This window comes from Roseomonas haemaphysalidis (assembly GCF_017355405.1).
Taxonomy (GTDB): domain Bacteria; phylum Pseudomonadota; class Alphaproteobacteria; order Acetobacterales; family Acetobacteraceae; genus Pseudoroseomonas; species Pseudoroseomonas haemaphysalidis.
This window is the reverse complement of sequence record NZ_CP061177.1, coordinates 2,946,213-2,959,718: the sequence shown is the minus strand read 5'-3', so window position 1 is coordinate 2,959,718 and position 13,506 is coordinate 2,946,213. Positions and strand designations below refer to the sequence as shown.

General features: G+C 70.0%; 13 protein-coding genes. 4 read left to right on the top strand and 9 right to left on the bottom strand.

All coding sequences use genetic code 11. The features are described from left to right. Positions 1 to 69 precede the first annotated feature (69 nt). Complete coding sequence (locus tag IAI59_RS13710; RefSeq protein ID WP_207419670.1) at positions 70 to 1,062, top strand: D-2-hydroxyacid dehydrogenase; 993 nt, start codon at positions 70 to 72, stop codon at positions 1,060 to 1,062. Positions 1,063 to 1,080: 18 nt separating this feature from the next. Here IAI59_RS13710 and gpt read toward each other — a convergent pair whose 3' ends face one another. Together gpt and IAI59_RS13700 are read right to left on the bottom strand one after the other, a co-directional pair. Beyond that, the gene (gpt, locus tag IAI59_RS13705; RefSeq protein ID WP_207419671.1) at positions 1,081 to 1,566 is read right to left on the bottom strand and encodes a xanthine phosphoribosyltransferase; all 486 of its coding nucleotides are present in this window, start codon (positions 1,564 to 1,566) and stop codon (positions 1,081 to 1,083) included. Continuing rightward, positions 1,567 to 1,908 carry a tRNA-binding protein gene (locus tag IAI59_RS13700; protein WP_207419715.1) on the bottom strand — a complete coding sequence of 114 codons (342 nt, stop codon included), beginning with the start codon at positions 1,906 to 1,908 and terminating at the stop codon, positions 1,567 to 1,569. A 115-nt stretch (positions 1,909 to 2,023) separates the two neighbouring features. Between IAI59_RS13700 and IAI59_RS13695 the strand changes: the two genes are divergently transcribed. Both IAI59_RS13695 and IAI59_RS13690 read left to right on the top strand, forming a co-directional pair. Then, a complete protein-coding gene (locus IAI59_RS13695; RefSeq protein ID WP_207419672.1) occupies positions 2,024 to 3,631 on the top strand; it encodes a gamma-glutamyltransferase family protein in 1,608 nt (535 codons plus the stop codon). A 12-nt stretch (positions 3,632 to 3,643) separates the two neighbouring features. After that, complete coding sequence (locus IAI59_RS13690; RefSeq protein ID WP_207419673.1) at positions 3,644 to 5,134, top strand: amidase; 1,491 nt, start codon at positions 3,644 to 3,646, stop codon at positions 5,132 to 5,134. Here the strand turns inward: IAI59_RS13690 and IAI59_RS13685 are convergent. The 4 genes from IAI59_RS13685 to IAI59_RS13670 are packed head-to-tail and all read right to left on the bottom strand — an operon-like array spanning position 5,121 to position 9,802. Beyond that, positions 5,121 to 6,434 carry an acyltransferase family protein gene (locus IAI59_RS13685; protein ID WP_272877389.1) on the bottom strand — a complete coding sequence of 438 codons (1,314 nt, stop codon included), beginning with the start codon at positions 6,432 to 6,434 and terminating at the stop codon, positions 5,121 to 5,123. The genes IAI59_RS13690 and IAI59_RS13685 overlap by 14 nt on opposite strands. Beyond that, the gene (locus IAI59_RS13680; protein WP_207419675.1) at positions 6,346 to 7,068 is read right to left on the bottom strand and encodes a ribonuclease activity regulator RraA; all 723 of its coding nucleotides are present in this window, start codon (positions 7,066 to 7,068) and stop codon (positions 6,346 to 6,348) included. The genes IAI59_RS13685 and IAI59_RS13680 overlap by 89 nt, the downstream gene beginning before the upstream one ends. A gap of 11 nt (positions 7,069 to 7,079) precedes the next feature. Further along, positions 7,080 to 8,831, bottom strand: coding sequence for an L-arabinonate dehydratase (gene araD / locus IAI59_RS13675; RefSeq protein ID WP_207419676.1), 1,752 nt, complete (start codon positions 8,829 to 8,831; stop codon positions 7,080 to 7,082). Between the two features lie 17 nt (positions 8,832 to 8,848). Beyond that, positions 8,849 to 9,802 carry a 2-hydroxyacid dehydrogenase gene (locus tag IAI59_RS13670; protein ID WP_207419677.1) on the bottom strand — a complete coding sequence of 318 codons (954 nt, stop codon included), beginning with the start codon at positions 9,800 to 9,802 and terminating at the stop codon, positions 8,849 to 8,851. A gap of 141 nt (positions 9,803 to 9,943) precedes the next feature. Between IAI59_RS13670 and IAI59_RS13665 the strand changes: the two genes are divergently transcribed. Further along, on the top strand, positions 9,944 to 10,609 hold the full coding sequence (locus IAI59_RS13665) for a GntR family transcriptional regulator (RefSeq protein WP_237181028.1): 666 nt from the start codon (positions 9,944 to 9,946) through the stop codon (positions 10,607 to 10,609). Here the strand turns inward: IAI59_RS13665 and IAI59_RS13660 are convergent. The 3 genes from IAI59_RS13660 to IAI59_RS13650 are packed head-to-tail and all read right to left on the bottom strand — an operon-like array spanning position 10,606 to position 13,492. Continuing rightward, entirely contained in the window at positions 10,606 to 11,451 is an 846-nt protein-coding gene (locus tag IAI59_RS13660) for a VOC family protein (RefSeq protein WP_207419679.1), read from the bottom strand. The genes IAI59_RS13665 and IAI59_RS13660 overlap by 4 nt on opposite strands. Beyond that, entirely contained in the window at positions 11,448 to 13,205 is a 1,758-nt protein-coding gene (locus IAI59_RS13655) for an ABC transporter ATP-binding protein/permease (RefSeq protein ID WP_207419680.1), read from the bottom strand. The genes IAI59_RS13660 and IAI59_RS13655 overlap by 4 nt, the downstream gene beginning before the upstream one ends. After that, complete coding sequence (locus tag IAI59_RS13650) at positions 13,202 to 13,492, bottom strand: DUF3253 domain-containing protein (RefSeq protein WP_207419681.1); 291 nt, start codon at positions 13,490 to 13,492, stop codon at positions 13,202 to 13,204. The genes IAI59_RS13655 and IAI59_RS13650 overlap by 4 nt, the downstream gene beginning before the upstream one ends. Positions 13,493 to 13,506 lie beyond the last annotated feature (14 nt).

Here is a 13,506-nt window from a genome sequence, read left to right as displayed (position 1 = left end):
ATTCCCCCGGCATCAGGCGCAGGTGTCAAGCAGTTGGTCGGGCAGGCGCGGCGTGGCAGGGTGCGCGCCATGCGAGTCCATATTCAGAACCCCGAAAACGAAACCCTGTTTCCCGTCACGCCGGCGCAATGGGCGGCAGCGGTGAAGCGCAACCCCGACATGGCCGGACTACGCCCGAGCTTCGCCGCGGACGAGGCCGGCTTTCAGGCCGCGATCGGCGAGGCCGAGCTGCTGGTCACCTGGGTGCGCATCGTGCACCAGCGCCTGGCGCATGAGGGGCTGAAGCCACTGGCGCCGAAGCTGCGGACCATCTTCTGCACCTCCGCCGGGCTGGACCGCCTGGCCCCCTTCGACTGGCTGCCGGAGGATGTGGCACTGCTGAACAACCGCGGCGCGCACAGCGTCAAGGCCGGCGAGTTCGGGCTGATGGCGCTGCTCATGCTGGCCAACCACCTGCCGGCCTTTGCCCAGGCGCAGCAGCGCGGCGAATGGGCGCCGCGCTTCGGTTCCGTGCTGGCCGGGCGCCGCCTGATCGTGGTGGGCCTGGGCTCGCTGGGCGGTGCGGTGGCCACGCGCGCGGCGCAGTTCGGCATGCGGGTGACGGGCGTGCGCAACACCGACCGGCCGCATGAGGCCTGCGAGCGCGTGGTGACGCAGGACGCGCTGGACAGCGTGCTGCCGGACGCCGAATTCCTGGTCCTGGCCTGCCCGCTGACGCCGGCCACGCGCGGGCTGCTGGACCGCCGCCGCGTCGGGCTGCTGCCCCAGGGGGCCAAGCTGGTGAACATCGCGCGTGGCCCGGTGTGGGACCAGGACGCGGTGGCCGATGCGCTGGAAGCCGGCCGCCTCGGCGGTGCGCTGACGGACGTGGCGGTGCCGGAGCCGCTGCCACCCGGCCACCGTCTGTGGAGCGTGCCGGGGCTGTTCATCACCCCGCACATGTCGGTGGACGACCCGGAAACCTACAACGACGACAGCCTGGACATCCTGTTCGCCAATCTGCGCGCGGCGCGGGAGGGCAAGCCCATGGCCAACCGCATCGACCCGCAGGCCGGGTACTGAGCGGCGGGTCGCCGCCGGCTACTTGCCGGCGGCGGCCTTGGCGATGGGGGGCACGAACTGCTGCTCGGTGTCCCAGGGGAACAGGATCCAGGTGTCCTGGCTGACCTCGGTCACGAAGGTGTCGACCAGCGGCTTGCCGGCGGGCTTGGCGTAGACCGTGGCGTAATGCGCCTTGGGCAACAGGTTGCGCACCACGCGCAGCGTGGTGCCGGTGTCCACCAGGTCGTCCAGCACCAGCCAGTGCTCGCCCTGGCTTTCCAGCGCGGCGGCGGGGGGCTTGGCCACCACGGGGTCGCCCTTCACCTCCTCGTCATAGGTGACGATGGAAGCGCTCTCGATCATGCGGCAATCCAACTCGCGCGCCACGATGGCGGCCGGGATCAGCCCGCCGCGCGTGATGGCGACGATGCCCTGCCACGGCCCGCGCTCGACCAGCCGCCAGGCGAGGGCCTTGCCGTCGCGGTGCAGCTGGTCCCAGGAAACGGTGTAGTAGCGCGGCGCCATTCAAAACATCCTGCCGCCGTTGGGCACGGCGAGATCGGGTCGGAGAAGGACCACCGCGCCGTCGGGATCGGGCAGGCCGAGGGTCAGCACCTCGCTCTGGAACCCGGCAATGCGGCGCGGCGGAAAGTTCACCACGCACAGCACCTGCCGGCCGATCAGCTTGTCCGGCGCATAATGCACGGTGATCTGGGCGGAAGAGCGCTTCACCCCGATTTCCGGCCCCAGGTCGATTTCCAGCCGGATGGCGGGCTTGCGCGCGCCTTCCAGCGGCTGGGCATCGAGGATGGTGCCGACGCGGATGTCGATGCGCTCGAAATCCTCGATGGTCGCGGTGCTGCTCATTGCAACGGGATAGCGCAGGCGGCGGCTGGCCGGAAGGGTGGATGGACGCGACGGCCCGGCCGTGCCAGCGTTCGCGCCGCGATTGTCCGACATTCCGCCGAAAAGAGAGTTTTGCATGCGCGACTTCCACCACCCCGGCCGCAGCCCGGTCCTGGCCATGAACGGCATGGCCGCCACCTCCATGCCGGCGGCGACGCTGGCGGCGGTGGACATGCTGCGGGCGGGCGGCAATGCCATGGATGCCGCCATTGCCGCGGCCGCCGTGCTGGCGGTGGTGGAGCCGCAGTCGACCGGCATCGGTGGCGACAACTTCTGCCTCTACGTGCCCGCCGGGCAAAGCAAGGTCGTGGCGATGAACGGCTCCGGCTGGGCGCCCGCCGGTGCGACGCCGGAGCGGCTGCGCGCCGACGGGCTGGACAAGATGGAGGCGACTTCCGCGCATTCCGTCACGGTGCCGGGCGCCGTCTCCGCCTGGGTGAAGCTGAATGCCGCGCACGGCCGCAAGGGTCTGGATGAGATCCTGGCGCCCGCCATCCGCTTGGCCGAGGAAGGCCACCCGGTGCATCCACGCGTGGCCGCCGATTGGGAGGTCGCCGCCGCGAAGCTGGCCAAGCATCCGCAGACCGCGCGCCATTTCCTGCCCGGCGGCCACAGCCCGCAGGTGGGCGACGTGTTCCGCCAGCCGGCCCTGGCCAAGACCCTGCGCAAGATCGCCGCCGAGGGCGCCCGGGGCTTCTACGAGGGTGAGGTGGCCGCCGACATGGTGGCCACGCTGCAGGCCGCCGGGGGCAGCCACACGGAAGCCGACTTCGCCGCCGGCATCGACATCGCGCAGTTCGTGGAGCCGATCCAGACGCGCTGGAAGGGGCTGGACGTGTTCCAGTGCCCGCCCAACGGCTCAGGCATGCTGGTGCTGTCCATGCTCGGAACATTGGGTGGCTTCGAGACCCCGGCGGGCGATCCGCTGTCCGTCACCCGCATGCACCGCCATGTGGAGGTCGCGCGGCTCGCCTATCGCGACCGCGACGGCTTTCTGGCCGACCCCAGCCAGGTGGACGTGCCGGTGGCGAAGCTGACCTCGCCCGACTACACCGCCAAGCTGCGTGCGTTGATCGACGACGAGCGCGCGATGCGCGAGATGCCGCCCGCCGGCCTCGCCGAGATGCTGCCGGTGCACAAGGACACGGTGTACCTTTGCGTGGTGGATGCCGAGGGCAACGCCTGCTCCTTCATCAACTCGCTGTTCGAAAGCTTCGGCTCCGGCATCCTGGCCGAGAAGAGTGGCGTGATGCTGCACAACCGCGGCTTCGGCTTCCGGCTGGAGGAAGGGCACCCCAACTGCATCGCGCCCCACAAGCGGCCCATGCACACCATCATCCCCGGCATGGTGATGCGCGACGGCGTGCCGCTGATGCCCTTCGGCGTCATGGGCGGCCACTTCCAGCCGATGGGGCAGACGTGGTTCCTGTCCAACCACTTCGAATACGGGCTGGACGTGCAGGCCGCGCTCGACCTGCCGCGGCTGTTCCCCTACGCCGGCAAGCTGCAGGTGGAGCGCGGCATCCCGGCCGCCGCGATCGACCGGCTGGCCCGCATGGGTCACCAGCTCGAGATGATCGACAAGCCGCATGGCGGCGGCCAGGCCATCCTGATCGACCGTGCGCGGGGCGTGCTGATCGGCGGGTCCGACCCGCGCAAGGACGGCTGCGCGCTGGGCTACTGAGGAATTCCCGACATGACCGAACCCTGTGACCTGTCCGCCGTCGCCGCGCGGCGAATGATCGGCGCCAAGGCGCTGTCCCCGGTGGAACTGCTGGACTCCTGTCTCAAGCGCGTGGCGGAGGTGAACCACGCCGTCAACGCCATGGTGGCGATGGACGAGGACCGCGCGCGCAGCAACGCCCGGGCCGCCGAGGCGGCGGTGATGCGCGGCGACACGCTCGGCCCGCTGCATGGCCTGCCCATCGGCATCAAGGACCTGGATTCCACCGAAGGGCTGGCCACCACCTTCGGCAGCCCGATCTTCCGCGACAACGTGCCCAAGCAGGATGACCACCACGTGGCGGCGATCCGCGCCGCCGGCGGCAACATCCTGGGCAAGACCAACACGCCGGAGTTCGGGGCGGGCGGCAACACCCGCAACGCCGTCTACGGCGCCACCGGCAACCCCTTCGATCCCACGCGCTCGGCCGCCGGGTCCTCCGGCGGTTCGGCGGTGGTGCTGGCCACCGGCATGGTGCCGCTGGCCAGCGGCTCGGACACCGGCGGCTCGCTGCGCAACCCGGCAGCCTTCAACGGCATCACCGGCTTCCGCCCCAGCCCGGGGCTGGTGCCCAACAGCCGCCGCGCGCTGGGCTGGTCGGGCCTGTCCGTGCTCGGCCCCATGGCACGCGACGTGGGGGACGTGGCGCTGCTGCTGTCCGTCATGGCGGGGGACGCGAACATCGACCCGCTGGCCTACACGCTGCCGGGCACCGACGTGCGTCAGAACATGTCCTGGCAGGGCAGGGTGGATCTGTCGGCGATCCGCGTGGCAGCGACGGAGGATTTCGGCTTCGCCCCGACGGAACGGCACGTGCGCGAGGTCTTCGCCTCCCGCCTCGCGGCGCTGGCGCCGCTGTTCGCTTCCGTCGAGCACCGCTCGCCCGATTGCAGCGGTTCCGACGAGGCCTTCGAGGTGCTGCGCGCCGTCAGCTTCCTGGCCGGGTTCGACGAGCGGGTGCGCAAGGCACCGGACAGCGTCGGCCCCAACGTGCGGGCGGATGTGGAGCGCGGCTGGACCTATTCGGCCGCCGACGTGGCGCGGGCGCAGGTGCTGCAAACGCAGATCTACCGCCGGTGGCAGGCTTTCTTCGCCGGCGACGTGGACGTCATCCTGGCGCCCGCCATCACCATCTCGCCCCGCCCGTGGAGTGAGCTGTACCCCGCCGAGATCGACGGTCAGCCGACGCGCACCTACTTCCAGTGGCTGGCCAACGCCTATGCGGTGACGCTGCCCGGCCACCCGGCCATCAGCCTGCCGATGGGCCTGGACCGCGCGGGCCTGCCCTTCGGGATGCAGATCGTCGGGGCCCGCGGCGCGGATGCCAAGGTGATCGCGGTGGCGGCGGCGATCGAGGCGGCGGTGGCGGGGGATGCCACCTTGTCCCGCCCGGTGCCGGATCTGGCGAAGCTGCGCGCGGCACCACCGATCTCGGCGATGCCGGGCTTTCTCAGCTTCGACTGATCGCGGGGCGGCGGCCCTGCACCCTGCGGGACAGCCGCACCGCCAGCCGGTCCACCGGCAGAAACAGGCGGGCCAGCGCGAAGGACAGCGCGAGGCCCGCCACGATGGCGAGCAGCCGCGCCGGCGGCAGGCCCAGCGGTCCCTGCAGTGCCAGCACCAGCGCCGCCACCGGCCCGAACAGCAGCGGCCAATGGGTGAGGTAGAGCGAGAAGGATATCTCGCCCAATCCCCTTGCCCATCGGGCCTGCAGCGCCTGTCGCAGCCATGGAAGCTGCACCAGACCGACGAAGACCAGCAGGCTGCCATAGATCTTCTGCTGCAGGCCGCCGGGGGAGCAGGGCACCAGGGGCAGGTTTGCCGCGCAGAAGGCGGTGACAGGTGGCAGCATGCGGAACTCCGCCATGACGCACAGCGCCAACCCGCCCAGGATGAGCAGCAACGCCGGCAAGCGCGCGACCACCGGTGCCCGCTCCGCGAAGCGGTGACGGGCCATCAGGTGGCCGGCCAGAAAGCAGAGATAAGGCCCGCGCAACAGCAACAGCAGAGCGACGGCGAGGCCGATGCGCCAGGGCCAGACCCCCCGCCGTTCCAGCGCGACCAGGAGCCAGATGAGCACCGAGCCATACAGCTCGACCGACAGGGTCCACAGCGGCGCGCTGAGCGACACGTCCAGCGTCAGGCGCCAGCCGGGCAACAGGCCCATCCAGGGTTCCACCGGGAGGTAGCCAAGCAGCAGCCCGCTGACCACGACATCCTTGACGAGGTTCGTGACACCGAGGGTCGGTTGCCACAGGTGGGCGTACCAAGTGGAGTCGACCAGCCGCCCGACCTCCGGGTTCAGGCCACCGAAAACGGCGAAGATCGTGGCGGACAGGATGCCCGCCACCAGGGCAGGCAGGCCGAGCCGCACCAGTCGCCCGGCCAGGGCCGGCAGGGGGCGGGTTTCACGCGCCTGGAACGCCAGCGTCAGCACGTAACCGCTGAGGATGAAGAACAGGTACACGGCGGAATAGCCGTCATACAGCACGAACAGCGGCGAAGCGTGGACGAAGCCGGCCAGCGTGCCCTGCTTCGGCGTGGACAGGGCAAGGCCTGGCAGCAGGCCTGTTGCGAAGTGGAGCAATAGAACCTGCACGGCGGCCAAACCACGGAGCGAGTCGAGATAGGAGACGCGGGCGGGAGGTGAACCGCCGGGAAGCGAAGCGGAAATCCTACCGGTCCTTCTGCTGCCGCCATTTCGCGAAGGTGGCGAGGTTGCCCTCGTCGGTCGGCGGATACAGGCCGAGGATGCCCTGACCACCCTGCACCCGCTCCGTCACGAAATCCTCGAAGGCGGTCATCTCCACCGCCTCGGCCGCGATCTCGTCGGCGATCTCGGCGGGGATGACGATGACGCCATCGGCATCGCCGACGATCACATCGCCCGGGAAGACCGGCGCGTCGCCGCAGCCGATCGGCACGTTGATGTCGATTGCCTGATGCAGCGTCAGGTTGGTGGGTGCCGAGGGGCGGGTGTGATAGGCCGGCATCTCCAGCGAGGCGATCTCGGCGGAATCCCGGAAGCCGCCATCCGTCACCACGCCGGCCACGCCGCGCATCATCAGCCGCGTCACCAGGATGCCGCCGGCCGAGGCGGCGCGGGCATCCTTGCGGCTGTCCATTACCATCACGGCGCCGGGCGGGCATTCCTCCACCGCCTTGCGCTGCGGGTGGCCGCGGTCGCGGAACACGGCGAGCGTGTTGAGGTCCTCGCGCGCCGGCATGTAGCGCAGCGTGAAGGCCTCGCCCACCATGCTTTCCGCGCGCTTGGTGCCACCCACGGGCTGCGCGCCCTGAATCATCTGGTTGCGCAGGCCGCGCTTGAACAGCGCAGTGGCCAGCGTCGCGGTGCTGACGGTCTTCAGCTTGGCGCGGGTGTCGGGGTTCATGCTCATCGGGCGCGGCCTCAGTAGATCACGGGTTCATCGACCGGGCGGCCGAAGTCGGTCTTCAGGAAGTCGAAGTCGCAGCCGTCGCTGGCCTGCTGGATGTGCTTGGTGAACATCCAGCCATAGCCCCGCTCGTAGCGCGGCTCCGGCGCCTGCAGCGCGGCGCGGCGCTCGGCCAATTCGTTGTCGGAGACCTGCATGTTGATGCTGCGGGACGCGACATCGACTTCCACCATGTCACCGGTCTTCAACAGCGCCAGGGGGCCGCCGATCCAGCTTTCCGGCGAGACGTGCAAGACGCAGGCGCCGTAGGAGGTGCCGGACATGCGGGCGTCGGACAGCCGCATCATGTCGCGGTGGCCTTCCTTCAGCAGCTTCTTCGGCATCGGCAACATGCCCCATTCCGGCATGCCCGGGCCGCCCTGCGGGCCGGCGTTGCGCAGCACCATCACGGTGTCGGGCGTGAAGGGATAGCTCTCGTCGTCCACCGCTTTCTTCATGCTGGGGTAGTCGTCGAACACGACGGCGGGGCCGGAATGCTTCAGGAAGCGCTGGTCCATGGCGGCGGGCTTGATGACGCAGCCGTCCGGCGCCAAGTTGCCCTTCAGCACCGCGAGCGACCCCTCGCCGTAGATGGGGTTGGAGGTCGGGCGGATGACATCGTCGTTGTGGACCTTGGCACCCTCGATGTTCTCGCCCAGCGTACGGCCGGACACGGTGAGGCAGGTGAGGTCGAGGTGCTCGCGGATGTTGTTCATCAGCGCCTTGATGCCGCCGGCGTAGTAGAAATCCTCCATCAGGTAGGCATTGCCGCTGGGGCGGACATTGCCGATGACCGGAACCTTCCTGCTGTAGCGCTCGAAGTCGTCCAGCCCGATGTCCTGCCCGGCGCGCCGCGCCATGGCGATCAGGTGGATGATGGCATTGGTGGAACAGCCCATGGCCATGGCCACCGCGATGGCATTCTCGAAGGCCGCGCGGCTCTGGATCTTCTGCGGCGTCAGGTCTTCCCACACCATGTCCACGATGCGGCGGCCGCTTTCGCTGGCCAGGCGGATGTGCCCGGCATCGGCCGCGAGCATGGAGGAGCCGCCCGGCAGCACCATGCCCGCCGCTTCCGCGATGGCGGTCATGGTGGACGCCGTGCCCATGGTCATGCAGGTGCCGTAGGAGCGGGCGATGCCGCCCTCCACCGCCAGCCAGTCCTGGTCGGTGATCTTGCCGGCGCGCAGTTCGTCCCAGTACTTCCAAGAGTCCGAGCCCGAGCCCAGGTGCTTGCCCTGCCAGTTGCCGCGCAGCATCGGCCCGGCGGGCAGGAAGATGGCCGGGATGTTCATGCTGGTGGCGCCCAGCAGCAGCCCCGGCGTGGTCTTGTCGCACCCGCCCATCAGCACCGCGCCGTCAACGGGGTGGGAGCGCAGCAGCTCCTCCGTCTCCATGGCCAGCATGTTGCGGTACAGCATGGTGGTCGGCTTCACATAGCTTTCGCTGACCGACAGCGCCGGCAACTCCACCGGAAAGCCGCCCGCCATCAGGATGCCGCGCTTGACGTCATCCACGCGCGTCTTGAAGTGCGCGTGGCAGGGCTGCAGGTCCGACCAGGTGTTGAGGATGGCGATCACCGGCTTGCCGGTCCATTCCTCGGGCGAGTAGCCCATCTGCATGGCGCGGGAGCGGTGGCCGAAGCTGCGGAGGTCGGCGGGGCCGAACCAGCGGCGCGAGCGCAGCTCCTCGGCAGTCTTGATTTTCGGCAGGGGCGATGCGGTCATGATGACGGGGCTTCCGCTCAGACGGGGGTGAGGGCAGGGCGGCCGGCGCAGACCGCGGCCAGGTTGTCGAGCGCGAGATTGCCCATCGCGTCCCGCGTTTCCTGCGTGGCGCTGGCCATGTGCGGCGACAGGAAGACGTTGGGCAGATCCGCGAAACGCCTGTCGTAGTCAGGCTCTTTCCGGAACACATCTAGCCCGGCGGCGAACAGGTGGCCGCTGGACAGCGCCTCGATCAGCGCATCCTCGTCCACCAGCGCGCCGCGCGCGGAATTCACGAAGACCGCGCCCTTGGGCAGCAGGGCAAAGGTTTCGCGCGTCATCAGCGTGCCGCCGCCGGCGGGCAGGTGCAGCGACAGGATCTGGCTGTGCGGCAGCATCTGCTTCAGGTCGGCGAAGTATTCGGCGCCCTGCTCCAGCTCGGGGTCGAGGCGCTTGCGGTTGTGGTAGATCACCTTCATGCCGAAGCCACGCGCGCGCTGCGCCATGGCCCGCCCGATGCGCCCCATGCCGACAATGCCGATGGTCTTGCCGCTGGGCTTCAGGCCCAGCCAATCGGCCAGCCCCATGCGGATGCCCCAGCCGTCCCGCATCATCTTGTCGTACTCATAGCCCCGCCGGCAGGCGGCCAGCAGCAGCATGAAGGCGAGGTCGGCGGTGCAATCCGTCAGCACGTCCGGCGTGTTGGTGACGACGATGCCGCGCGCCTTGGCGGCCTCGGCATCCATGTGGTCGTAGCCGACGCTGGCGTTGGCGATGACCTTGACGTGGTCCGGCAAGGCATTGATCGCCGCCGCATCCAGCTTGCAGGGGGAGCCGATCAGCAGCGCCTCCGCCTTGTGCTGCTTGGCCATGGCGATGGTTTCGGCGGCATCCAGGTCATGGTCGGCGACCAGGGCATCGAAGTCCCGCCGCGCGCGCTCCTCCGCGGCAGGGGTGATGCGGCGGGCGAGCAGGAGGCGCGGCGCGCTCATGCGGTCACCGGGTGGGATGGGGTCATGGGGGCGTGTTCCTCTCGCGGCTCTGGGTCCGTTCGGGCGATGCTAGACCCGGCCCGCCAGCCCGTCCAGCAACCGATATTTCGGATTTTGGTCTCAGGCGCTATGCTGGGCTCCATGTTGCAGCCGATCGCCCCACGCCCGCTGGCCGGTGACGCCGCCTATGCAAGCCTGCGGCAAGCCATCGTCGAACTGGTCCTGCCACCAGGGTCGCCGCTGTCACGCGCGGAGATCGCGCTGCGCCTCGGCCTCAGCCAGACGCCGGTGCGCGAGGCGCTGAGCCGCCTGCAGGCGGAAGGGCTGGTTACGGTGGTGCCCAGCGCTTCCACCCACGTGGCCCGCATCGACCTCGGCAGCGTGGCTCAGGCGCAGTTCCTACGCACGGCCGTGGAGGTTGAGATGGTGCGGCGCCTGGCCGCCGCGCCGCCGCCGGCATTGGCTGCGGCATTGCAGGCGATGCTGGATGATCAGCGGAGGCTGGTGGGGCAGGATGGCTTCGCCCAAGCGGACGATGCCTTCCATGCCGCGCTGTACGAGGCCGCCAACATCGGCGGGCTTTGGCCCCTGGTGCGGAGCCGCAGCGGCCACCTGGACCGGCTGCGGCGCCTGAACCTGCCCGGGCCGGGCAAGATGCAGGCCGTGGTGGGCGAGCATGCCGAGATCGCCCGCGCCATCGCGGCGGGTGACGCTCCGGCGGCCGAGGCGGCGCTGCGGCAGAACTTTTCCGCCACGCTGACGCGCATCCCCGCCGTGCGGGCGCAGCACCCCGATTGGTTTGCCTAGGCGACGAAACCCAGGGCGAGCCCGCAGGCGCTCGCGGGAGCCACCAGCAGGCGGTTGCCTTCGTCCATGAAGGGCACCGCGCCCCCCGACAAGGCTTCGCGCGCCTGGGACAGCGATGCCGTGCGCAGCACCAGCCCGACCATCTTGTCGGCGCCGTCCGCCGGCAACTCCGGCAAAGCCTCGCCCAGATGGGCGCGGGCAGCGTCGGGCGACAGGATCAGCAGCCGGCCCGTCCCCGCCCGCAGCGCGACGCCGCCGGGGATTTCGGAAAAGACCGCGTCGCCATACAGCTTGCGGTAAGGCGCGGCCGCGCGGGCCGGGTCGGTGCTGCACACGACGAACTCGGCGATGCCCGATACCCCATTGGCGTGCTTTTGCCATTCCGGCCGCCACACCAGCTCCGGCGTGAAGTGGTGGCAGAAGAACACACGGCCGTTGAAGGCTACCTCGGGCTTCAGGTGCGTCACGCGGAACTTGGCGTCCCGCTCGCCGCCATCGACCTCGACGGGACGGGAGAATTCGCGTGACTCCTCGACCGGCACGCCGCGCGCCAGAACCTCGTCGCGGAAGCCGGCATCGGGACCGGGCTTGAAGACCAAGCCGCCCAAACCCGGCGGCATGGCCCAGGCGCCCTTGGCACTGCCGGCCCGCGCGGGCTCGTAGCCCAGCAGCTCCAGATAGTCGTCACCGAAGATCGCCAGATGGTTGGATGAGCCCAGCGTATGGTGCCCGCGTTCCGTCAGCTGGAAGCCCAGGCGCTGGTATTGCGCGGCGGCGTCGTCCAGCCGGTCCTCCACATAAACGACCACGTGGTCGAAGCGGGGCGGGGGAATGGCACTCATGCGGGCGTCTCCTGCGGGGGCACGGGGTGCAGCCGGCCATCGGCCAGCCGCAGCACCCGGTCGTGGAACTGCGCGACCGCCGGGCGATGGGCGATCGAAAGAATGGCGGTGCCAGGCAGCGCCTGCTTCAGGGTCGTGTAGAGGGCGCGCTCGCCTTCCGGGTCCAGGCTGGCGGTGGCTTCGTCCAGGAACAGCCATTGCGGCTTGTTGACCAGCGCACGCGCGATGGCGAGCCGCTGCTGCTCGCCGCCCGACAGCCGCCGCTCCCAGGCATCCGCTTCGTGCAGCCGGGGGGCGAGGTCGGAAAGACCGGCGGCTTCCAGCGCCGCCACGACCTCGGCGTCCGGATGCCCGGCTTCATCCTGCGGGTAGCAGACGGCACGCTTCAGGGTGCCGAGCGGCATGTAGGGGCGCTGCGGCAGGAATAGCGCCTCGCCCGGCGGGCGCGACACCTGCCCGGTGCCGAAGGGCCAGATGCCGGCCAGCGCGCGGAACAGGGTGGACTTGCCGCTGCCGGAAGCGCCGGTGACCAGCACCGCTTCCCCAGGCCGCAGTTCCAGCGCGGCATCGCGCGTCAACTCCCGGCCATCCGGCAAGACCAGGTCCAGGCCGCTGGCGGCGAGCGCGGGGCCGGCGCCAGCCGCCACCTGCGGCCCATCGTCGGCCGCGGCGCGCGCGGCGGCGACGGCACGGTGAAACCCGGTGAGGCGCTCCACCGTCGCGCGCCAGGATGCGATGTCGTCGTAGTTGGTGACGATCCAGGACATCGCGCCCTGCACGGAGCCGAAGGCGGTGCTGGTCTGGATCAGCGTGCCCAGCGGAATGCGCCCGGCGAAGAAGGCGGGGGAGGCGACGATCAGCGGAAAGATCGAGGCCACCTGCGCGAAGCCCACCGTGAAGAAGCTGAGCTGCTTGGTGACGCGCATGATGTTCCACCAGTTCCGCATCACGGCGCCGAAGCGGTGGCGCAGCCCGGTGCCTTCCTCGGCCTCGCCGCCATGCAGGGCGATGCCCTCGACGTTCTCGCGCACGCGGACGAGGTTGAAGCGGAAATCGGCTTCCACGCGCTGCTGGTTGAAGTTCAGCGCGATCAGCCGGCGGCCGATCAGATGCGCGATGCCGGTGCCGACCACGGAATAGATCAGCGCCACCCAGACGAGGTAGCCAGGGATCTGGATGCCGAACAGCGTCATGTCGCCGGACAGCCCCCACAGCACGACGATGAACGACAGCAGCGTCACCACCGCGCTCATCAGCCCCAGCGCGAGGCTCAGGGTGGTGCTGACATAAAGCCGCGTGTCGTCGGCGATGCGCTGGTCCGGGTTGTCGGCGCCGCCCTCGGTCAGCGCCATGCGGTAATAGGCATGCCGCCCCAGCCAGTCGGACAGCATGTGGCCGACCAGCCAGCGCCGCCAGCGGATCTGCAGCGCCTGGTTCAGGTAGAGGGCGTAAACGGCCACCACGATGTACAGCGCGGCCAGAATGGAGAAGCCCGGCATGAAGGTGCCGTCCTCCAGCCGGTGGCCCCAGACGAGAAGCTGGGTGAAGGCCTCGCCGTCCTTGTTCTGCATGGTGTTGTAGAAGGCGTTCTGCCAGTAGGTCAGCACCACGTTCAGCGCGACCAGCCCGAGCTGAAGGGCGACGATCACGGCGAGCAGCCCGCGTGCCTTCCACTTTTCCTCGCTGTTCCAGTAGGGCTTGGCCAGGGCCCAGGCATCCCGCAGCACGCCCTTGAAGCCGTCGAGGCGGCTCATTCGCCGTCGGGTCCGCCGGCCGGCTGCGGCGCGCGCAGGCGGATCACGCCGCGCACCTCCTCGGCTGGGACGGGCTTGCCCTTGCGCAGGATCTCCACCCGCCCCTCGGCCTGGAGGGCGAGCGCGGCCTTGCGCACCCTTGGCATCAGCGGGCGCCAGGTGGCCTCGTCGCCGGGGGGCGCGAAATGGCGCGCCACCTCGCTGGGGCAGATGGACTTGCCGGCCGCGGCGGCGGCGGTGCGCCGCAGGATCTCGGCGGAAAGGTCGGCGTTGCTGGCGGTGCTCATGCGGCGGGGCTCTC